21 protein-coding genes are annotated in these 19,054 nt (G+C 72.7%); 8 read left to right on the top strand and 13 right to left on the bottom strand.

Translation table 11 applies throughout. The features are described from left to right. Nucleotide 1: 1 nt before the first annotated feature. The 5 genes from ACFY3L_RS51395 to ACFY3L_RS51375 form a co-directional block, all read right to left on the bottom strand. Complete coding sequence (locus ACFY3L_RS51395) at nt 2-559, bottom strand: DUF5709 domain-containing protein (protein WP_389342205.1); 558 nt, start codon at nt 557-559, stop codon at nt 2-4. Between the two features lie 53 nt (nt 560-612). Then, complete coding sequence (locus ACFY3L_RS51390) at nt 613-1,191, bottom strand: SPASM domain-containing protein (protein WP_389342202.1); 579 nt, start codon at nt 1,189-1,191, stop codon at nt 613-615. Nucleotides 1,192-1,602: 411 nt separating this feature from the next. Then, on the bottom strand, nt 1,603-2,847 hold the full coding sequence (locus tag ACFY3L_RS51385) for a PP2C family protein-serine/threonine phosphatase (RefSeq protein ID WP_389342199.1): 1,245 nt from the start codon (nt 2,845-2,847) through the stop codon (nt 1,603-1,605). Between the two features lie 55 nt (nt 2,848-2,902). Then, a complete protein-coding gene (locus ACFY3L_RS51380) occupies nt 2,903-4,930 on the bottom strand; it encodes an RICIN domain-containing protein (protein WP_389342196.1) in 2,028 nt (675 codons plus the stop codon). A 91-nt stretch (nt 4,931-5,021) separates the two neighbouring features. After that, nucleotides 5,022-6,110, bottom strand: a complete 1,089-nt coding sequence (locus tag ACFY3L_RS51375) for an NYN domain-containing protein (protein ID WP_389342193.1) — start codon at nt 6,108-6,110, stop codon at nt 5,022-5,024. A 153-nt stretch (nt 6,111-6,263) separates the two neighbouring features. Here ACFY3L_RS51375 and ACFY3L_RS51370 point away from each other — a divergent pair, with 153 nt between their 5' ends. From ACFY3L_RS51370 to ACFY3L_RS51355, 4 genes are read left to right on the top strand one after another with little or no spacing between them, the layout of a single operon-like run. Continuing rightward, a complete protein-coding gene (locus ACFY3L_RS51370; protein WP_389342190.1) occupies nt 6,264-6,911 on the top strand; it encodes a transcriptional regulator in 648 nt (215 codons plus the stop codon). Beyond that, entirely contained in the window at nt 6,901-8,013 is a 1,113-nt protein-coding gene (locus ACFY3L_RS51365; protein ID WP_389342187.1) for an alanine racemase, read from the top strand. Before ACFY3L_RS51370 ends, ACFY3L_RS51365 begins: the two co-directional genes overlap by 11 nt. 5 nt (nt 8,014-8,018) lie before the next feature. Continuing rightward, entirely contained in the window at nt 8,019-8,942 is a 924-nt protein-coding gene (locus ACFY3L_RS51360; RefSeq protein ID WP_389342184.1) for an ornithine cyclodeaminase family protein, read from the top strand. A gap of 34 nt (nt 8,943-8,976) precedes the next feature. Beyond that, a complete protein-coding gene (locus ACFY3L_RS51355) occupies nt 8,977-9,345 on the top strand; it encodes a hypothetical protein (protein WP_389342182.1) in 369 nt (122 codons plus the stop codon). Nucleotides 9,346-9,348: 3 nt separating this feature from the next. Here ACFY3L_RS51355 and ACFY3L_RS51350 read toward each other — a convergent pair whose 3' ends face one another. Beyond that, entirely contained in the window at nt 9,349-10,467 is a 1,119-nt protein-coding gene (locus ACFY3L_RS51350) for a hypothetical protein (protein ID WP_389342179.1), read from the bottom strand. A gap of 83 nt (nt 10,468-10,550) precedes the next feature. On the opposite strand from ACFY3L_RS51350, the gene ACFY3L_RS51345 reads away from it, so the two are divergent. After that, a complete protein-coding gene (locus ACFY3L_RS51345; protein WP_389342176.1) occupies nt 10,551-11,129 on the top strand; it encodes a DUF998 domain-containing protein in 579 nt (192 codons plus the stop codon). A gap of 25 nt (nt 11,130-11,154) precedes the next feature. On the opposite strand, the gene ACFY3L_RS51340 is transcribed toward ACFY3L_RS51345, so the two are convergent. Further along, nucleotides 11,155-12,114: a GlxA family transcriptional regulator gene (locus tag ACFY3L_RS51340; RefSeq protein WP_389342173.1), complete on the bottom strand. Its 960-nt coding sequence runs from the start codon at nt 12,112-12,114 to the stop codon at nt 11,155-11,157. An 81-nt stretch (nt 12,115-12,195) separates the two neighbouring features. On the opposite strand from ACFY3L_RS51340, the gene ACFY3L_RS51335 reads away from it, so the two are divergent. Further along, nucleotides 12,196-12,372, top strand: coding sequence for a hypothetical protein (locus ACFY3L_RS51335; protein ID WP_389342170.1), 177 nt, complete (start codon nt 12,196-12,198; stop codon nt 12,370-12,372). A gap of 145 nt (nt 12,373-12,517) precedes the next feature. On the opposite strand, the gene ACFY3L_RS51330 is transcribed toward ACFY3L_RS51335, so the two are convergent. From ACFY3L_RS51330 to ACFY3L_RS51320, 3 genes are all read right to left on the bottom strand, one after another. Beyond that, nucleotides 12,518-13,021, bottom strand: coding sequence for a flavin reductase family protein (locus tag ACFY3L_RS51330; RefSeq protein ID WP_389342167.1), 504 nt, complete (start codon nt 13,019-13,021; stop codon nt 12,518-12,520). After that, a complete protein-coding gene (locus tag ACFY3L_RS51325) occupies nt 13,018-14,169 on the bottom strand; it encodes an LLM class flavin-dependent oxidoreductase (RefSeq protein ID WP_389342164.1) in 1,152 nt (383 codons plus the stop codon). Before ACFY3L_RS51325 ends, ACFY3L_RS51330 begins: the two co-directional genes overlap by 4 nt. Before the next feature lie 133 nt (nt 14,170-14,302). After that, nucleotides 14,303-15,268, bottom strand: coding sequence for an NtaA/DmoA family FMN-dependent monooxygenase (locus ACFY3L_RS51320; RefSeq protein ID WP_389342161.1), 966 nt, complete (start codon nt 15,266-15,268; stop codon nt 14,303-14,305). 108 nt (nt 15,269-15,376) lie between these two features. On the opposite strand from ACFY3L_RS51320, the gene ACFY3L_RS51315 reads away from it, so the two are divergent. Then, nucleotides 15,377-16,270 carry a LysR family transcriptional regulator gene (locus ACFY3L_RS51315; RefSeq protein WP_389342158.1) on the top strand — a complete coding sequence of 298 codons (894 nt, stop codon included), beginning with the start codon at nt 15,377-15,379 and terminating at the stop codon, nt 16,268-16,270. Between the two features lie 82 nt (nt 16,271-16,352). Here ACFY3L_RS51315 and ACFY3L_RS51310 read toward each other — a convergent pair whose 3' ends face one another. From ACFY3L_RS51310 to ACFY3L_RS51300, 3 genes are all read right to left on the bottom strand, one after another. Beyond that, the gene (locus ACFY3L_RS51310) at nt 16,353-16,547 is read right to left on the bottom strand and encodes a hypothetical protein (protein ID WP_389342155.1); all 195 of its coding nucleotides are present in this window, start codon (nt 16,545-16,547) and stop codon (nt 16,353-16,355) included. Beyond that, nucleotides 16,544-17,041, bottom strand: a complete 498-nt coding sequence (locus ACFY3L_RS51305) for a tyrosine protein phosphatase (RefSeq protein WP_389342152.1) — start codon at nt 17,039-17,041, stop codon at nt 16,544-16,546. Before ACFY3L_RS51305 ends, ACFY3L_RS51310 begins: the two co-directional genes overlap by 4 nt. A 61-nt stretch (nt 17,042-17,102) precedes the next feature. Continuing rightward, a complete protein-coding gene (locus ACFY3L_RS51300; RefSeq protein ID WP_389342149.1) occupies nt 17,103-17,486 on the bottom strand; it encodes a VOC family protein in 384 nt (127 codons plus the stop codon). Between the two features lie 80 nt (nt 17,487-17,566). Between ACFY3L_RS51300 and ACFY3L_RS51295 the strand changes: the two genes are divergently transcribed. Beyond that, the gene (locus ACFY3L_RS51295) at nt 17,567-18,841 is read left to right on the top strand and encodes a helix-turn-helix transcriptional regulator (RefSeq protein WP_389342259.1); all 1,275 of its coding nucleotides are present in this window, start codon (nt 17,567-17,569) and stop codon (nt 18,839-18,841) included. Nucleotides 18,842-19,054 lie beyond the last annotated feature (213 nt).

The following is a 19,054-nucleotide window of genomic DNA, read 5'->3' as shown; positions in this document are numbered from 1 at the left end:
GTCACCCCTCCGGGATCTCGTGCACGGCCAACTCCTCGGCCGTGGGCCCGCCGCCCGCGGCGCCGGCGTCGAAGGCGATCGCGTCCTTCTCGGTGTCCTCGCCGATGCCCTCGTCGGGCTCGACGAGCCGGCCGACGGTGCCGTCGCGGCCGCCGATGCCCGTGTCGTACATCGAGACCGGCGAGTCGAGGTTGGGCTCGACCGGGGCGTCGTCCAGCGCGGTGTCCTGGTCGACGACGTCCAGCGTCTCGCCGGTCGCGTCGGGGTCGAACGACTCGGCGGCGATCGGCGATGCGGTGGCGTCGGGCCGGGGACCGACCTCCTGCAACGACGTGTCGGGCAGCTCGCGGTCGAGCTTGTCGTCCAGCGACTCCGGGTCGGCGTGGTCGAGCCCGAGCGGCTGGTCGTCGCGGTCCAGCGGCAGCTGCGCGGGGTCCGGGCCGTCTGCGACCCGGCCGGTGTCGACGTCGTCCCTCGCGGTGGAGTCGTAGTCGGCGGTACCGGGAAGCCCCAGGGCCTCGGGGTCGGAAACCGGGCTCGGGAAATTGTCAGTACGCATGTTCATCGGCTACCCCACCCACACGGGGTGACACGCGAACCGGGTACGAATTGTCAGAATGTGCCCTGGTACAGGGCGCAGCCGGCACACACCTCGGGCGGGTCGTCGCCGGCCAGCCGGCGCCGGAACTCGCGGTAGGCGGGGCCGGTCCAGATCTCGGGGAACGACTGCTCGTCGAGGCGGCCGAGCGCGACCCGGTCGTCGCCCATCACCATGCAGCACGGCTGCACCACTCCCTGACTCGTCACGTACGCGGCGTCCCAGGGCCACGTGCAGCCGCCGGCATGCGCGCCGGTGCCCGGCAGGCGCAGCACCACGCCGGTCTCCGCCGCCGCCCGGCGGGCCTCGGCGAACGCGGCGTCGGCCGCCGCCCGGTCGGCGCCGGTCCACAGCGCCTCGGCGGCGGCGTAGTCGCGGATCTCGCGGTAGGCGCCGGCCGGGTCGGTGTCGCCGAACGTGTGCGACAGGTTCTGCACCCGCAGCTCCGCCACGCCGACGCGCCCCAGCAGCTCGACCAGGCGCGGCAGCTGCGCGACGTTGCGGCGCATCGCCACGAACACGACACGGATCCACGGGGTGGCGGTGCCGGCCGCCCGTTTGGCGGCGACGAGGCCGGCGAGGTTCGTGACCACGGTGTCGAAGGCCGCGCCGTCGCGGATCGCCTCGAACGTGCCGGCGTCCGCGCCGTCGAGCGAGACGTGCAGCCAGTCGAGGCCCGAGTCGACCAGCTCCGCCGCCCGGGCGGCGTTGAGCAGGGTCGCGTTGGAGTTGAACCCGACCCGGACGCCGCGCCTTCGCGTGGTGGATCATCGGCAGCAGGTCCGGTGCGAGCAGCGGCTCGCCGAGGCCCTGCAGGGTCAGCTGCCGCAGGTCGGGCAGGTCGTCGACGAGCCGGGTGAACATCGCCGGCGGCATCGCCCCGCTGATCTTGTTGACGGGTGGCCGGTACCGGACCAGGCACATGGCGCACCGCAGGTTGCAGGCCGACGTGATCTCGACCTGCAGCGCCGCCGGCAGCGGTGGGCACAGCTCCGCGGTGCCGGTCACGGCGACCCCGGCCGCATGGCGAGGGGAAGCATCCGCCGTGCGGCGTCCTCGGCCCACTCCACCAGCAGCAGCGTCACGTCGTCGGTCGGGGTGCCTTCGTAGTGCGTCAGCGCGGTGTGGCAGAGCCGGCGCAGCGTCTCGGGCGCCGCCAGGTCGTCGGTGTCGCGTTCGACGAGGTCCACGAGCCCCTCGACGCCGAACAGCCGGCCGTCGCGGCCGAACGCCTCGGTGGCGCCGTCGGTGTACAGCAGCAGCCGGTCCCCGGGTTCGAGCAGCTCCTCGGCGACCTCGACCAGGCCTTCGATCGTCGCCTCGCCGAGGCCGAGCGGGAGCCGCTTGCCGCCGCCGAGGCTGCGGAGCACCTTGCCCTTGCGGATGAGCAGCGGCGGCGGGTGGCCTGCGTTGACATACCGCAGCCGGCCGGAGTCCAGGTCGAGCTCGGCGAGGACCCCGGTGGTGAACCGCAGCTCCGGCAGGTGCTCCTCGAGCGCCCGATCGGCGGCGAGGGCCATCGCGGCGATGCCGTCGCCGCCGCGGCGGGCGGCGCGGATCGCGGACATGACCACGGCGGTGCCGAGCCCGGCCCGTAGCTCGTGGCCGGCGGTGTCGAAGATCGCGAGGAACAGCGTCCCCCCGTTGACCGCGTAGTCGAACGCGTCGCCGCCGACCTGGTAGCAGGGCTCGAGGACGGCGGCGACGGTCGCCCGGTCGCAGGCGAACGTCAGCGGCGGCAGCAGGCGCCACAGCAGCTCCGACGCCTCGGACATCCGCTGCTGCCGGCGCACCTGCAGCAGCGCGTCGCCGTAGGGAATCTTCGTCGCCACGAGGTGCCCGACGAGCTGGCCGAACAGGTCGCAGCCGGACAGCAGCTCAGGATCGTCGACGGACCCGCCGGCGGGCACGAACTCCAGCACGCCGAGCCGCTCCGTGCCGTCCAGCAGCGGCATCCACAGCCGTGCCCGCCCGTCCACCGTGGACGACCGCGGCCGGACCGACATGAACACCTGTCCGGCCGCGGTGGACTCGACGGGGAGCGGCGGCGGCGACACCGCGGGCGGCCGCGGCACCGGCAGCAGGATCCGCTGCTCCTGGTCGACCAGGTACAGCCAGACGTCCAGCCCGAGCGGCGCGGCCGCGGCGGCGACCACGGTGGCCAGCTGGTCCGGCTGGGCGAGCCGGTCGCGCTGGAGCAGGTCCGCCACGGCCGCCCGCCACGGCCAGTGGTCCTCCGATGCGGCCACGTAACACCTCCTCGGGGCGGCTACTACCCCTCGGCCGGTGCGTGAACCATCGACCCTACGACAGGGTCCACCGCTGGTTCGTGCCCGTGCCGCACGCCCACAGGATGATCTTCGTGCCGTTGGCGGTGCCCCGGTTGCTGGCGTCCAGGCACAGGCCGGACTGCGCGCTGCTGATGGTGCCGTCGGCGTTGACGTTCCACTGCTGGTTCGCCTGGCCGTTGCAGTCCCAGATGACGACGGCGGTGCCGTTCGCGGTGCCGCTGTTGTAGGCGTCCAGGCACTTGGTGCCGTACACCGTCAGCTGCCGGCCCGGCGTCAGGGTCCAGGCCTGGTTGCCCTGCCCGTTGCAGTCCCACAGCTGCAGCTGCACGCCGTTGGTGGTGCTGGAGTTGTTGACGTCCAGGCACCGGCCGGACTGCACGCCCTGGACGCGCACCGTCGCGGGCGCCGCCGCCAGCTGGCGGACCTCGATCGCGTCCAGGTCCGGCGCCCAGGCGGCGGCGTTGGAGAACGTGAGCGTGCTGGCCGAGCCGGCGGTCAGCTGCACGATGACGGAGACGGTGCCGGCGGTGGTCCACGACCCGGTCGGCGGGAACGCGACGACCGTCGGCGGCTGCCCGTTGACCTGCAGCGTCGCCGTGCGCGTGGCGGCGTCGCCGTTGGTGTACGCGATGGTCGCCACGGCGAGGCCCGCGGACGGCGCGGCGACGGCGTTGAAGCGCAGGGTGCCGCCGTTGCCGACGCCACCGACCTTGGCGCCGCCCGAGCAGCCGGCGCAGGCGACGACCGTCGCGCCCGTGCGGGTGTTCCCGGTCGCCTCGGCCTCGTAGGTGGTCGCGGCGGCCTCGGTGCCGGTGACGGTCAGCAGCACGGCGTCGTTCGCCGGGACGTTCATGGTGTACGAGGAGGTGAAGCTCCCGGCGTTCTGCGCGGACCACAGGTCGCGGACCGAGGCGGAGGTCGCGGCAAGGCCCAGGTCCGTCCAGCGGACCGTCATCGCCGCGGCCGTGGCGGCCCGGTTGAGCAGCAGCACGGCGCGTCGCCCGGAGCCTGCGAGCACCTTCCCGTACACCTGCCGCCCCTGCGAATCGGAGACCTTGACGCCCTGCAGTCCGCGCGGGTCCTGGTCGACCGCGATCACCTCGGCGTTGCCGAGCGTCGCCCTCGTCGTGGCGTCCATCGTGGCGAGGTCGTCGCCGATGAGCAGGGGCGCGCCGGAGATCGCCCACAGGCCCATGTGGGTGCGGTTCTGCGCGGCGGTCAGGCCGGGCATGCCGGCGATCATCATGTCGGGGTCGTTGTAGTACCCGGTGTGCTGGGCGGCGGGGTGCAGGCCCTGGTCGAAGTTGTTGAGGACCATCGCCTGGGTGGCGGTCTGGCCGTAGTAGATGATGTCGGTGCTGGTGCGCCACATCGCGCCCATGCCGGGCGCCCAGTTCCACGGGCTCTGCACGCCCCAGTTGCAGATGGACAGCACGAGCGGGCGGCCGGTGGTGGCGGCGGCGCTGGTGACGGCGGCGCTGATCGCGCGGTACGTGCTCTGCGGGTCGAGCCCTTCGGCGCTGCCGCCGCACCAGTCGACCTTGACGAAGTCGAACCCCCAGCGGGAGAACTGCAGCATGTCCTGCGCGTAGTGGCCCTCGCTGCCGCTGCCGGGCGCCGCCGGGCGGCCGGTCGGGTAGTAGTAGCCGCAGCCGTCGCGGCCGGCGTCGGTGTAGATGCCGGCCTTGAGCCCCTTGCCGTGCAGGTAGTCGGCGATCGCGGCCATGCCGCCGGGCCACTCGGCGGTGTCGACGGTGATGTTGCCGGCGGCGTCCCGGGTCCCCTGCCACCAGCCCTCGTCGATGTTGACGTACTTGTAGCCGGCGGCGGCCAGGCCGGACGAGACGAGGGCGTCGGCCTGCGCCTTGATGACGTTGAAGTTGATCTTCGCGGCGAACGTGTTCCACGAGGCCCAGCCCATCGGCGGTGGCGGCACCGGCACCTGCGTGCCGGTCACCGCCGCCCGGGCGGGCTGCGCGACGGTGGTGGCGTAGGCGGCGAGCAGGACGAGGAGCGCGAAGAGCCGGACCGCATGCTTCATCTGCTGGTGTCCATGTCTATAGGCGGGTGGCGACGATTGTTATCGCTCACATGCCATCGCGTCAATGCCCAGACCGCCGCCTATGTGCGCGCTAACTTGATGCGGTGACCAGGTAGTCGTCCGCCTCGGGGTTCCAGCGCAGCTGGACCGCGCCGCCGGTCGCGGCGGCTTTGCAGAACTGCAGGAACGTGCGGTAGCCGAGCTTCTTCTCGCTGAAGTCCGGCCGGACCCGCCGGACCTGGTTCTTCAGCCCCGACAGGGCCGCGCCGCCCTCGCCGGCCTCGAGCACCACGGCCCGCAGCAGCGCGAACCCGGCCTCCTGGTCGCCGTGCTCGGGCAGCGCCACCTCGGGGTCACCCTTGGCGCGACCGTCGGCGAGCTCGATCACATTGCGATCGGCGAGGTGGCGCAGCAGCTCCCCGAACGCGCGGAACCCGTAGTCGGACTCGCTGAACGTCGGGTCCTTGCGCAGCAGGGTCCGCTTCAGCGTCGAGGCGGTGACCTCACCGCCGGAGCTGCCCTGCAGGCCCGCGACGGTCTGCGCCACGATCACCGCGAGTTCGTCGACGTCGCCGACCTCGGGCTCGGGCTCGGGGGTCGGTTCTGGGGCCGGCTCAGGCGCCGGCTTCGCGTCGGCCCGGCGGTGCTCGACGTCGGCGGGGCGCGCCGGCCGGCCACCGCCGCGGGTCCGGGTCGAGCGCGCGTCCACGCCCTCGAGACGGTCGTAGTACAGGAACTCGTCGCACGCCGGTGGCAGCAGCGCCGACGTGGACTTCTCGACGCCGACGCCGATGACCCGCTTGTTGAGCCCGCGCAGCTTGTCGACGAGCGGGGTGAAGTCGCTGTCGCCGGTGCACAGCACGAACGTCGAGATGTAGTCGCGCTCGAACGCCAGCTCCATCGCGTCGACCGCCATCTTGATGTCCGCGGCGTTCTTGCGCGAGGCGCCCATCCGCTGCGGCATCTCGATCAGCTCGACGTGCGAGCGGGTCAGCATCCGGCGGTCCTCGTCGAAGTACGACCAGTCCGCGTACGCCCTGCGGACCACCACCCGTCCACGCTCGGCGAGGGCGTCGGCGATCGGCCGGAAGTCGAACGTCATGCCGCCGAGGTGATCCCGGGCGCCAAGCGCCAGGTTCTCGTAGTCGAGGAAGAGCGCGATCCGGTCTTCGGAGTCCACGTCGGTCACCCTACGCCCGCGCCCTGCCGGCGCTGCTTGCGAATGACGAACCACGGTGGGCGACGACGCATGGTGGCGCCATTCCCACCCCCCGAGAGATCGAAACCCGCGCTCGGACTTTTCGTCCAGAAGCTGGACGTCTACTATGAGCCGGTGGATGCAGGAGCGGACGCGATCCTGGCGGCGCTGCTGCCGGTCATCGACGGGCTGGCCGCGACGTTCGGGCCGACGTGTGAGGTCGTGCTGCACGACTACCGGCGGGGCGAGCAGTCGGTCGTCGCGGTGGCCGGCTCGGTGACCGGCCGCAAGGCCGGCGGCGCGATCAGCGAGATCGGCCTGGCCGTGCTCGCCCAGGGCGACGCCGCCACCAACGACGTCAACTACGTCACCCGCGCCCCCGACGGCCGGATCGTCAAGTCCTCGACCATGCCGCTGCGCGACGGCGCCGGCCACGTCTTCGGCGCCCTCTGCGTCAACGTCGACGTCACGGCGCTGCGCCAGGCCGGCGACCTGCTCACCGCCCTGGCCGGCGCGGCGGCCGCGCAGCTGCCGGCCACCACGTTCAGCGACGACTTCGACGATGTCGTCGACGCGTTGGTACGAGCGGAGGAGCTGGCACGGGGAAGGCCGGTGGCGGCGCTGACGCGGCCCGAACGGCTCGCGCTCCTGCGCGCGCTGGACCGGCGCGGCGTCTTCGCCGTCCGCAACGCCGTGCCCCGGGTCGCCGCGCGGCTCGGGGTCTCCCGGTCCGCGGCCTACGCCGACCTCGCCGAGAGCCGGAGGAGCACCCTTGACGCTTGATGACGCGCAGACACCGTTCCTGGCGGTCGACGCGGAGGTGGTGCGGGCGAACGTCGACCGCCTGAGCAAGCATCTCGCCGGGCTCGGCGTGCCGCTGCGGGCGCACGTCAAGACGACGAAGTCCGTCGACCTCGCGGCGATGCTCGGCGACGGGCGGCCCGTCCCGATCACCGTGTCGACGCTCGCCGAGGCTTCCGCGTTCGCCGACGCCGGGTACCGCGACATCCTGTACGCCGTCGGCATCGCGCCGCACAAGCTGCCCCGGGTGACCGCGCTGCGGGAGCGGGGCGTCGACCTGACCGTGCTGCTCGACAGCGTCGAGCAGGCCGCCGCGCTGCCCGCCGGGGTCCCCGCGCTGATCGAGGTCGACTGCGACGGCCACCGCGGCGGCGTCCAGCCCACCGGCCCGGCCCTGCCGGACATCGCGCGCACCCTCGCCGCGCGCGGTGCCGTGCCGCGCGGGGTGCTGACCCACGCCGGCGAGTCGTACTTCGCCGCCGGTGACGCCGCGCTCCGCGAGGCCGCATCGCACGAGCGTGACTGTGCGGTGCGGGCCGCCGCGCTCCTGCGTGCCGCCGGGTTCGAGGCGCCGGTGGTGAGCGTCGGCTCCACCCCGACCGCGCACTTCGCGACCGACCTCACCGGCGTCACCGAGGTCCGGGCCGGCAACTTCCTCTTCTTCGACCTCGTGATGGCCGGCATCGGCGTGTGCACGCCGTCGGACCTGGCGATGACGGTGGTCGCCACCGTCATCGGCCACCGCCCCGACAAGGGCTGGATCCTCACCGACGGCGGCTGGATGGCGATGTCCCGGGACCGCGGCACCGCCCGCCAGCGCGTCGACCAGGGGTACGGGCTGGTCGCCGACCTCGACGGCACCCTCTACGACGACCTGCTGATGACCGTCGCCAGCCAGGAGCACGGCATCCTCGCCGTCCGCCCCGGCAGCTCCGCCGCGCTGCCCTCCCTGCCGGTCGGCTCCCGGGTGCGGATCCTGCCCAACCACGCCTGCGCCACCGCCGCGCAGCACGACCACTACCACGTGGTCCGGCCGGGCTCCCGCGCCGTCGAGGCCGTGTGGCCCCGAATCAGAGGATGGTGACCACGATGCGGTTCCTGCCCGAGGCCGAGTCGGCCGCGCTCGTCACCGAGGAGTTGGCGTTCACCGCCGTGCGCTCGGCCCTGATCGCCGCCGCCGGCCCGCAGGCGTCGGTCTTCCCCGCCGTCGCCTGCCACGGCTCCGACCCGGCGAACCGGTTCACGGTCAAGTCCGGCGCGTCCGCCTCGCTGGCCGGCGTCAAGGTCGGCAGCTACTGGCCCGGCAACACCGCGCTGGGCCAGCCCAGGCACAACTCGGTCGTGCTGCTCTTCGACCAGTCCGTCGGCCGCATCGAGGCGGTCGTCGAGGCGGGCGTCGTGAACGCCTACCGCACCGCCGCCGCGGACGCGGTCGCCGCCTCCGTGCTGGCGCGGGACGATGCCCGTACACTCGCCATCTTCGGAACGGGGCACCAGGCGCTCTACGAGTGTCTGGCCCTCGCACGCGTGCGGCCCATCTCGACGGTCCTCGTGGCCGCCCGCAGTGCCGCACATGGCGAGGAGTTCCTGTCCCGGCTCGCCGCCCGCGGCCTCACCGGCACGCTCGCTCCCGCTGAGGAGGCCTGCGCGGCCGCGGACATCATCGTCACCGCCACGACCGCCACGGCGCCCCTGTTCGACGCCGCCTGGGTCCGGCCCGGCACGCACGTGGCCAGCATGGGCTCCGACGCCGCCGGCAAGCAGGAGCTCCCGCCCGCGCTGCTGACCACCGCCCGCCTCTTCTGCGACCTGCCCTCCCAGTCCGTCCGCATCGGCGAGCTGCAGCACGTCGCCGCGCTCGTCGCCGAGGGCACCCTGTCGGTGACCGCCATCGGCGACGTCCTCGCGGGCCGCGCCCCCGGCCGCCGCTCCCCCGACGAGATCACCGTCTTCGACTCCTCCGGCATCGCCCTGCAGGACCTCTTCATCGCCGAGGCCCTGCTCCGCGCCTAAGCCGGACATGGACCCGCCGGTCGGTCGCAGGCCCGTGCACATCGTGCGCCTGGCCTGGCACTGGCCGGGCGACCCCGTCGAGGTCAATGTCGGGCCGGTGAAGCTCGTGTTCGACGACGGCCGCGGCCTCGTGCTCGAAGGCAGGAGCGACTGGGCCCTACGCCTCACGGAAACCAGCGCCGGTGACGACGGCTGGCGCGATCGCTACGACTACGACTACGACGGCGGACGATGGTTGCCGCGGGACGCGTCAGCCGAGCCGCCGTTCGCATCGGTCATGTCCCGAACGCTCACCCACCTGGAACTGCTCCGCGATGAATTCGACGAGCCGACCGGCCTCAGCCTGGACCTCGACGGCCGGCCGCTGACGCTCAAGCTCTGGGAGGGCGAGATCACCACCTGATGCTCAGTCGACTGTGGTCCCGCCGAGTCGGAGACGTTCACGCAGGTGGGCGAGGCGGGCCGGGGGCACGCAGTCGGTCAGGTTCTGATGCAGGTACTCCAGTTCGAGATCGACCGGGTACACCACGAAGTCGTCGGTGACCGGCAGGGTGTCCGACCAGTCGCGGTGGTTGAGCCGGGCGGCGACGGCGCACAGCAGCCGCCGGGCCAGTTCGGTGCCGGAGCCCGGGTCGTCGGCGTTGCGCAGCGCCAGCTCCTGCCGGACCATCCGGATGCCGTCGATGTCGGTGTCGACGGGCGTGTTGGCCTCGAAGTCCTCCGCGGACCAGGCGGCGTCGGCGTCGTAGGTCGCCGCGAGCGCCGCGCGCTCGTCGGCCGTCGCCGCGTGGACAACGATGTTCAGCGTCTCGGCCAGGAAGTAGCTCAGCGCGACACAGTCCGCGGCGCCGTCGAGCGGAAGCCGCGCGACGGTCGGTGGGATCGCGGCGACGAGCGCGTCCTCGATGGTCCGGCACGCCACGGCGAGGTCGAACCCGGCGGGTGGCCGCTCGTAGCGCACTTCCGCCGGCTTGCGCAGGTGCGCGGCCTCGACGATGCGGACCAGCCCGTCCGCGTCGTGCTCGGCCGCCAGCCGCGCCCGCGGCCGCCCGTTGTGCGAGATCTCGACGCGGGTGACGCGCCCGTCCGTGTACTCGTAGGTCTCCCGTTCGTGCCCGTGGCGGGTCACCATGTCGGCCGAGCGCATCAGGCCGTCCACGAAGCGGTACTCGTGCAGGAAGACGGGGCGCCCGCCGTTGTCGAAGTGCGCCGACTCGACGACGTCGCCGTCATGGTGCGTGAACGTCTCGGAGGTGCGGCGGCCGCGCAGGAAGCCGCTGTGCTCGTCGGTGACCGCGACGCGGCCTTCGGCGTCGAACCCGATCCGCAGGACGCTCTGGTTCAGCGGCGGCCGGGCGTCCAACCGGCGGCCGGGGCGGAGCAGATCGCGCTCGAAGTGCAGCGGGCGAGGGTCCAGACCGGGCCAGGTGTACCAGTCCCAGTGCACGACCCGGTCGTGGGCCGCGCTCCGACGGTGCTCGTGTTCGGCGGCCAGCCGGGCGAACCGCGCGGCGAGATCGATCATGCACCGGAGCGTAGAACGTGTCCGGCTGTCGGCGGCGGCTCCGACGTTCGTGGTGTGCGGATCGTCGGCGTTGGGAGACAGCTGTGAGGGTGGCGAAAGCGGTGGTGGCGGCCAGGGTTTCGGCGGTGGCGATCGTCGTCTACCAGGTGCTGTTGCTGGTGGCGGTCCTCGTGCGGCCGGAGATCGATCCGGTGCGCCGGCCGGTCAGCGAGTACGCGATCGGACGGCTCGGGTGGGTGACGGTGCTGGCGTTCCTGTGCGCGGCGGGGAGCTACGGGTGCTTGTTCGTGGCGGTCCGGCCGGCGGTGCGTGGGCGGAGCGGGGCGGCCGGGCTCGGTGTCCTCGGTATCTGTGCGCTGGGCACGGCCGGAGTGGGGGTGTTCGTCGCCGATCCCGTGGTGACGCCGCTGGCCGAGCTCTCGGTGGTCGGCACCGTGCACGTCGTCTGCGGGCTGAGCGCGCTGGTGCTGCTGCCCGTCGCGGCGGTGCTGCTCAAGGGCACGGTGCCGGGGCGGGTGGCCTGGCTGCCGCTCGCCGGGCTGGCCGGGCACTGGGCCCTGTCGGTCGTGATCCCGCCGGAAGGGTTGCCGCCTCGGCTGCTGTTCCTGACGTACGCGGTGTGGCTGCTCGTCCTCAGCGCCCGCGTACGACCGCCCGCGTGAGCCGTGCGGCCGTGAGCAGGAGGAGTCAGGAGGCGAACGCCTTGCGGTACTCGCGGGGCGGGACGCCGCGTCGGCGCACGAACTGCTCGCGCAGGGTGGCGGCGGTGCCGAAGCCGACGCGGCGGGCGACCTCCTCGATCGGCAGGTCGGCGGTCTCCAGGAGCTCCTCGGCCCGGTGCAGCCGCTGGGACAGCACCCAGGCGTGCGGCGTCGACCCGGTCGCGGCGGCGAACCGGCGGGCGAAGGAGCGCTGGCTCATCAGTGCCCGCGCGGCCAGGACCTCGACGGTCAGCGGGGAGTCGAGGTTCTCCCGGGCCCAGCCGAGGACCGCGCCGAGGCGTTCGTCGTCGCAGTCGGCCGGCACCGCCGCCGCCACGTACTGCGCCTGCCCGCCGTCCCGGTGCGGCGGCAGCACCATGTCCCGGGCGATGGCGTTCGCGACCGCCGCGCCGTATTCGCGGCGCAGCAGGTACAGGCACATGTCCACGCCGGCGGCCGCGCCCGCGCCGGTGACGATGCGCCCCTCGTCGACGTACAGCACCTCGGGCATCAGCCGCACGTCGGGGAAGCGCGCCGCCATCGCCTCCGCCCAGCGCCAGTGCGTCGTCGCCCGCCGGCCCTCGAGCAGGCCCGCGCACGCCAGGACGAAGGCGCCGGTGCAGTGGCCCGCGATGGTCGCGCCTCGCTCGTACGCGGACCTCATCGCCTCCAGCACCGCCGGCGACGGCGCGACGTCGAAGTGCTCCCACGAGCTGACGAGGACGAGGTCGGCCTGGGCGAGCCGGTCGAGTCCGTGCTCCACCATCAGCTTGAGGCCGGTATCGGTGGCGACCGGCCCCGGCTCCTCGGTGCAGACCGCGAAGTCGAACCCGGGCAGCCCCCGGGACGTGCGGTCGTAGCCGAAGATCTCGCTCACGATCCCGGCCCCGAACGCGCCGGTGCCGTGGTGGACGTACGCGGCGACATTGCGGAACGGATGATGCATGCCGCCATGATGGCAGAAAATCTGCGATCGCGCGCAGATCTGCCACTGTTGTGATCACGCCACCGGGCGCACGCTGAGACCATGTTCGTCATCGACTGCCCCACCCACGGGTCCCGCGTCCTGCTGTCCGAGCGCCGCATCCGCGCCCTGCGCAACACCGACACCGGCGTCCTGCTCGCTCTCGAGTGCTACTGCGGCCACGTGGAGAGGATCAGCACCGGCCGCCGCCGCGCCCCCGCACGGCACGTCCCGGAGTGACAGGACGGCCCGATGTCGCGGGTCCGGCTGCGGCATCCGGCACGGCTGGCTGCCCGCCGCGGAGCACGACCGGCTCGCCGCGTGGGTGCACGGCGTCGGCGACCCCCAGCTCACCGACGTCGTGCGCCACCTCGAGCGCCGCGGCTCAGAAGCCCAGACGCCCGAACCTGCTGCGGTGGAAGACGAGCGGCGACGGGTCGGGCAGGGCCGACCGGCCGGCGGCGCTGAGCCGCAGCAGGACGATGGTGTGGTCGCCGGCGGGGACCTCGTTGTAGATCGTGGTGTCGAAGTGGGCGAGGCCGTCGTCGAGGATGAGGGCGCCGTCGGCGGTGGCGGTGACGGGCAGGCCGTCGAAGCGCCGGTCGACGGCGCCGGCGAGCTGCCGGGCGACGGCGGAGTGGTGGTCGGCGAGGATCGTGACGCCCAGGTGGGCGGCGCGGCGCAGGTCGGGCCAGGTCTTCGAGGTGTTCGCGATGCAGAACGACACCAGCGGCGGATCCAGCGACACCGACGTGAACGAGCTCGCCGCCAGGCCGACGGGCACATCGTCGACCAGCGCCGCGACGGCCACGACGCCGCTGGGGAAGATGCCGAAGACCTCGCGCAGGCGGGCCGGGTCGAGGTCCTGGTTGGTCCGCAGCGTGCTCACCGGGTCACCGCCCCGCCGAACGGCACGGAAGCGGTCGCCCCGGCAGGTGGCGCGGGGTGCCGCCAGAGACCGCGGGCGGCCAGCTCGGGCAGGACGCCTTCGCCGAAGCGGTACGCCTCCTCCAGGTGCGGGTACCCGGACAGCACGAACTCGGTGATGCCGGCCGACACGTACTCCTCGATGAGGTCGGCGATCTGCCGGTGGCTGCCGACGAGCGCGGTGCCGGCGCCGCCGCGGACGAGCCCGACGCCCGCCCACAGGTTGGGGTGGATCTCCAGGCCGTCCTTGGTGCCGCCGTTGAGGTCGAGCATCCGCCGCTGCCCCTCGGACTCGCTGCGGCGCAGCCCGTCCTGGACCTGCCGGATCTGCTCCTCGGAGATGCCGGCGAGCAGCCGGTCGGCCTCCGCCCACGCCTCCTCGGCGGTGTCCCGGGCGATGGTGTGCACCCGCAGGCCGTAGGCCAGCTCCCGGCCCTCCGCGGCGGCCAGGTCGCGGACCCGGGCGACCTTCGCGGCCACGGCCGCCGGTGGCTCGCCCCAGGTGAGGTAGACGTCGACGTGGCGGGCCGCGACGTCGAGGGCGGCCGGGGACGAGCCGCCGAAGTACACCTGCGGCAGCGGCGAGGGGATCTGCGCGAGCACCGCGTCGGACAGCTGGAAGTGCCGGCCCTCGAAGGTGACGGGCTTGCCGGACCACAGGTCGCGGACGATCGACAGGAACTCGCCGCAGCGCTCGTAGCGGGCGTCCTTGTCCAGGAAGTCGCCGTACATGCGCTGCTCGTGACTCTCGCCGCCGGTGACGACGTTGAGCAGCAGCCGGCCGCCGGAGAGGTTCTGGAAGGTGCCGGCCATCTGCGCGGCGAGGAACGGCGAGGTGAGGCCGGGGCGGAACGCGACCAGGAACTTCAGCCGCTCCGACACGCTCGCCAGCATGGCGGTGGTGATCCAGGCGTCCTCGCACCACGCCCCGGTGGGGGTGAGCGCCGCCTCGAAGCCGAGCTGCTCGGCGGAGCGCGCGATCTGGCCGAGGTACGGCACGGAGGCCGGGCGGCCGGCGGCGCCGGCGGGGGTGCCGTGGCCGCCGCCGACGACCTGCCGGCCGTCGCCGCCGTTGGTGGGCAGGAACCAGTGGAACTTGAGGTCGGTCATCGGATTCCTTCCGTGGATACTCCGGTCTTCAGGCCGGGGAGGAAACGGAACTCCTGCGGAGCAGGGCAGGTTAAGCCCATCCGCCGCCAAGGCGGATGGGCGTCTTCCCGCGCGTCATCGCAAGGTTCACCATCTAGGCTGCGATGCCGATGGAGCCGGACATGTGCGACAGCTGGCCGTCGTAGTCGATCCACTCGTCGAGCTCGGCGCTGCGGCGCTTCGCCTCCTCCTCGTTGGAGCCGACGACGAAGTGCAGGCCCTGGAAGAACTTCAGGTCGTGCGGCGAGCGGCCGTGCTGGACGGCGCGGGCGCGGATGTCGGCGGTGTCGCGGGCGGCCGCCTCGACGCTCGGCGCGACGATGAACACAGCCTCGGCGTTCTTCGCGGCGAACGTGCGGCCCGCCTCCGACGCGCCGGCCTGGAAGAGCAGCGGCGTGCGCTGCGGCGACGGGCTCACCAGGTGCGGGCCTTCCACCTTGTACCGGGGGCCCTCGTGGTCGATCCGGTGGATCTTGTCGTAGTCGGCGTGGATGCCGGTCTCGCGGTCCTGGACGAGCGCGTCGTCCTCCCACGAGCCTTCCCACAGCTTGTAGGTGACGTCGACGTACTCGTCGGCCCACGCGTAGCGCTCGTCGTGCTTCGTCAGCCCTTCGAGGCCGAAGTTGCGCGACGCGTTGGGCAGGTAGTTCGTGACGATGTTCCAGGCGACGCGGCCCTTGCTGGCATGGTCGAGCGTGGAGATGCGGCGGGCGAAGTTGAACGGGTGCTCCTGCAGGATCGACGCGGTGAAGGCGATCCCGAGGTGCTTGGTCGCGTAGGCGATGGCGCTGGCGAGGACCGAGGGGTCGTTGCTCGGCACCTGCAGGCCGGCCTCGACGTATTTGCGTTCGTCGCCACGGTACGGCGCGTACAGCCCGACCACGTCGGCGAAGAAGATCGCGTCGAACGTGCCGCGCTCCAGGGTCCTGGCGAGGTCGACCCACAGATCAAGGCTGTTGAAGTCGGCCTGGCGCGCGGTCGGCCGGCGCCAGGTGCCCTGGATGATGTGGCCGGTGGTGTTCATCACGAAGGCAGCGAAATGCAGGGGTCGCTGGGGCATGCGTATCTCCTTGTTTCTCGGTAAATACTATAGACTTAGTAGGGTATTGACGCGCAAGACCCCGGGTGGAAGGCGTTGCCGATCCCCCTGTTGAAACTTGGAGGGCTAATGCGGATCGAGCAGCTCACATACCTCGCCGCCGTGACGCGGCACGGCTCGCTGCGCCGGGCCAGCGAGGAGCTGCACGTGTCACAGCCCGCCCTGAGCGAGGCGATCCGCAAGCTCGAACACGAGCTGGGCGTGAGGTTGCTGGACCGGCGGCGCTCGGGCGCCCGGATCAGCGCCGCGGGTCAGGAGCTGCTGCAGCCGATCGTCGACGTCCTGGAGGCCGTGGACCGGCTCAAGGCCGCCGCCGGCGACCAGCGCACCACCCGGCGGATGCTGCGCATCGGCACCGTCAACGCCGGCACCGCCGCGCTCGTCCTGCCCGCCGTGCGCGCCTTCCAGGCCGCCGACAGCGCCGCCGTGGTCGAGGTCCGCAACCTGCAGCAGGACGAGATCCACGTGTCACTCGCCGAGGGCACCCTCGACCTGGGCCTGGTCAACCTCCTCGACGGCGACGACGTGCCACCCGACCTGGAGGCGACCCCGCTGCTCACCGGCCGCCCCGCCGCCGTCCTGCCCGCCGGCCACCCCCTCGCCGCGGGCACCGACGTCAGCGTCGACGACCTGCGCGGGGAGCGCTTCGTCGCCATGCGCGCGGGCTACCTCATGTACCGCTTCGCCCACCGCCTCTTCGGCGCCGACCTGCCGGCCCGCTGGCACTCCACCGACGGCGCGGAGATGGGCAAGATGATGGTCGCCGAGGGCATCGGCCTCACCGTCCTGCCCGACTACAGCGTGCACGGCGACCCGCTCGAACGCGCCGGCCTCATCGTCACCAGGCCCCTGCGCGGCGACACCACGGTCGTCACCATGGCCGCCCTGCACCGCCGCCAGCTCCGCGTCCCGCCGGCCGTCGTCGAGATCCTCTCGCATCTGCGCGCCCGCGCCCGCACGTGACCGTTGCAGGTGGCCGGCTTTTCAGGCGACCGCTTCAGGTGGCCGGGTTCTCAGGCGGCCGGTTCTTCAGGTGGCCGGCTTTTCAGGTGGCCGCCCACAGCACCTCCGGCTCCCCGAACCACCGGTAGGCGGCCAGCTCCCGCCGCCGCTCCATCCAGTACGCGTCGTCCGTCGTGATCGTCTTCACGACCACCGGCACCCCGTTGAACGTGCCGGCGGTCACGAGCGACTTGTCCGTGCGGTGCAGCACCGTGCCGACGGTCAGCCCGCCCGTCACCGTCGCCCGCTCACTGCCAGCAGCGCGTCCGGCCAGGTCCGCTGGTCAGGGGTATCGGGGACGGGCAGCCCGCGCGCGTCTTCGAGACGCTGCCACGCCAGCGCGGGCGGGACGTCGTTGAGAGCCAGGATGCCGGCGGCGAGCATGGCCGAGCGCCCGATCCCGAACCGGCAGTGCGTCACCACGTGCTGACCGGCGCGGACCAGACCGGCGAGGCGCCGCAGGTCGGGCAGGACCGATCCGGGCGCTGGGACGCCACGGTCCGGGATCGGCACCGCCACGAACTCCAGGCCGGCGTCGCGGGCTACCCGGGGCTCGTCGACGAGGCCGACCTCGGCCAGTTCCTCGGCGGTGAGCGCGCAGACCAGCACACTCACGCCGGCCGCGCGCAGGGCGGTCATCTCGTCCGCGAGCCAGTCCCCGCCGCGCGGTTTCGCCATCGTACTGACCCGGCCGGGGCCCGGCAGGTCGACGGTGAACAGGCTCGGGCGCATACGGCTCCGTTCCGTATGGCCGCCGGCACGGGCAGGCGTGCCGGCGGACCTCGGTTGCGGGTCAGGCCACGTCAAGGACCCAGGTGACGCCGAAGCGGTCCTTGAGCATGCCGTACAGCGGGGACCAGCCGGACGGCGCGAGATCCTGGACGATCGTCGCGCCGCTCGACAGGGCCTTCCAATAGGTGGTGATCTCGTCGGCGTCGGTGCCGCGGACCGAGACGAAGACGGCCTTGTCGCCGGCGTCGTACGACAGGGCGGCGGGCACGTCGTAGGCCATGACGTGGAAGCCGTTGTCCGCCCGGACCTGCCCCCACATGACGTGCTCCACGTCGTCGGCGTGGGGAACGAGGACGATCTCGCCGCCGAAAGCGGACTGGTAGAACTCCAGCGCCTGCCGGGCCTCGCCGCGGAAGTTCAGGTGCGTGGTCGTGGTGATGCTCATGGTAGCTCCTCGTGTGTTCGGCTGTGAGACCCGAGGCTGTCAGAGGTAGGTGCCAGGTTGTGGCACCTACTGCGGGCAAGATGGAGCTCATGCCGAAGACCTCCGCTCGCCTGCTCGCCCTGCTGTCGCTGCTGCAGACCCGGCGGGACTGGCCGGGACTGCTGCTCGCCGAGCGGCTCGAGGTCAGCCTGCGGACGGTGCGCCGGGACGTGGACCGGCTGCGGGAGCTCGGCTACCCGATCGCGGCGCTCAAGGGCCCCGACGGCGGCTACCGGCTCGGCGCCGGCACCGAGCTGCCGCCGCTGCTGTTCGACGACGAGCAGGCCGTCGCGCTGAGCATCGCGCTGCAGGTCGCCGCGACCACTCCCGGCAACGGCACCGGCGAAGCCGCGGCGCGCGCACTGCACACCGTCCGCCAGGTCATGCCGGCGCGCCTACGACACCGGATCGACGCCCTGCAGGTCACCGCCATCGCACGGCTGCCCTATTCCGCTTCCACCTCAGTTTCCGCCCCGACTCCAGCCTCCGCCGTGGCTTCAGCTTCCGCTCCAGCTTCCCCTTCCGCTCCCGCTTTCCCTTCAGTTCCCGCTTCCCCTTCAGTTCCCGCTTCCCCTTCAGTTCCGGCTTCCCCCTCGGCTCCGGCTTCCGCTTCAGTTCCGGCTTCCCCTTCGGCGCCGGCTTCCTCTTCGGCGCCGGCTTCCGGTTCCCCTTCGGCTGCCGCTTCCGTCCCGGCGCCAGCTCCCGCTTCCCCTTCGGCTTCCGTTTCAGCTTCCCCTTCCACCTCGACCTCGGCTCCGCCCCCGGCGCTAGGGTCCGCTTCCCGCGAGGCGACGGTCCGCGGGGACGTGCTCGTGGCGCTCAGCGCCGCCGCGCATGCGCGGGAGGTCCTGCGGTTCGACTACGCTGAGCGGGGCACGCGCCGGGTCGAGCCGCACCACGTCGTGACCCGCGACGGACGGTGGTACCTGGTCGGCTGGGACCTCGACCGGCAGGACTGGCGGATCTTCCGCGCCGACCGGATCGCCCTGCGCACACCCAACGGTCCGCGGTTCACGCCACGGGTGGTGCCCGGCGGTGACGTCGCCGCATACGTGACCAGCACCTTCCACGGCAACACCTGCCGAGGCATGGTGGTCCTGGACCTGCCAGCCACGACGGTCGCGCAGTACACCCCCGACGGCGCCGTCGAGGAGCTCGGACCCGACCGGTGCCGGCTGACGCTCGAGTCGTGGTCGTGGATGAGCCTCGCCGCCTCGGTCGCCAGGTTCGACGCCGACGTCCAGGTCATCGGCCCCGCAGAGCTGCGGGCCGCCTGCACCCGCCTGGCCAAGCGCTTCCTGAACGTAGCGCCATAGCCATCGCTCAACCGGCCGGCACCGGCAGCGTCGCCGGCCTGCACACCCCAACGCTGTCCGGGCCACTCCGCAACTCCGCAGGTGCGGGATCCTCCGACTCCACGACGCCACGACTCCACGACTCCACGACTCCACGACTCAGGACTCCGAGCCCAGGGACTCCAGGCCGCCAGGACTTCGAACCCCAGGGACTCCAGGCCGCCATGCCTCCAG

The organism is Dactylosporangium sp. NPDC000521, assembly GCF_042898305.1.
GTDB lineage: Bacteria > Actinomycetota > Actinomycetes > Mycobacteriales > Micromonosporaceae > Dactylosporangium.
Note: the sequence above shows the minus strand (reverse complement) of the source record. Positions and strands in the feature narration are given on the sequence as shown.